1 protein-coding gene is annotated in these 1,146 nt (G+C 66.3%); it reads left to right on the top strand.

Annotated features, from left to right (window positions below; genetic code table 11):
* Position 1 precedes the first annotated feature (1 nt).
* Positions 2-1,146, top strand: a 1,145-nt coding sequence (locus tag NKJ06_RS35485; protein WP_352812589.1) for an L-aspartate oxidase, incomplete at its 3' end; no start/stop codon positions are given.

The following is a 1,146-nucleotide window of genomic DNA, read 5'->3' as shown; positions in this document are numbered from 1 at the left end:
TATGACGCCAGACGTCGGCGACATCAGGGGAGCGCCCGTGATCATCGGCGCTGGCGTTGCCGGGCTGATGACCGCGCTTCATCTGGCGCCGCATCCCGTTTACCTTCTGTCCCCGACGCGGCTCGGGACCGAAACCTCCAGCACACTCGCGCAAGGCGGGCTGGCGGCAAGCCTCGGCGCTGACGACAGTCCAGACCTCCATCTTGCAGACACGCTTGCTGCAGGTGATGGCCTCTGCGACGAGAGTGTGGTCAGACGCGTTGCGAATGCGGCGGACCGAGCCATCGAGAATTTGATGGACTTGGGCGTCGCCTTCGACTGCTCGTGGGACGGGACACTGCGGCTCTGGCTCGAGGCAGCGCATTCCCGTCGCAGGATCGTCCATGCCGGGGGTGACTCTACGGGCCGCGAGCTTGTACGCGCGCTCATCATCGCTGTGAGGCGAACGCCTTCGATCACAATTCTGGAAGGCATGGAAGCCCGCCGGCTCATTGTGGAAAATGGGGCGGTCAGCCGCGTTGTGGCGGCAAAAGGTGGACAGGCGATTATATTTCCGACGCGCCGCGTGGTTCTTGCGAGCGGCGGTATCGGCGCCCTCTTCAGAGACACGACCAATCCGGCCGGCTCATTCGGGCACGGCCTGGCGCTCGCCGCCTGCGCTGGTGCGGAACTCGCCGATCTGGAATTCATCCAGTTCCACCCGACAGCGCTCGACGTTTCGCATCGGCCCATGCCGTTGGTGAGCGAAGCGGTCCGCGGCGAAGGCGCGGTGCTGATCGACGAGTGCGGGCACCGCTTTCTGTGCGATACGCCTGGCGGCGAGCTGGCATCGCGCGACGTCGTTGCACGGGCCGTATGGCAGCAGCTTGCCACCGGACACCGTGTTTACCTTGACGCCCGGCAGTCCCTTGGCCCCAGATTCGCCAAGCGCTTCCCAGCTGTTGCCCGGCATTGCCGGGACGCCGGAATCGATCCGGCAGTCGAGCCCATCCCGGTGCGCCTGGCGGCACATTATCACATGGGCGGCGTGGCCGTGGATGCCGCGGGCCGCAGCACGGTGCCGGGCTTGTGGGCTTGCGGTGAGGTTGCCTGCACCGGTCTGCACGGGGCGAACCGGCTTGCCAGCAACTCGCTGACCGAGGCCGT

It is taken from the genome of Mesorhizobium sp. M0293 (genome assembly GCF_040321735.1).
Lineage (GTDB): Bacteria > Pseudomonadota > Alphaproteobacteria > Rhizobiales > Rhizobiaceae > Mesorhizobium.
The sequence above is the reverse complement of the archived record's forward strand: the minus strand, read 5'-3'. Positions and strand labels throughout refer to the sequence as shown.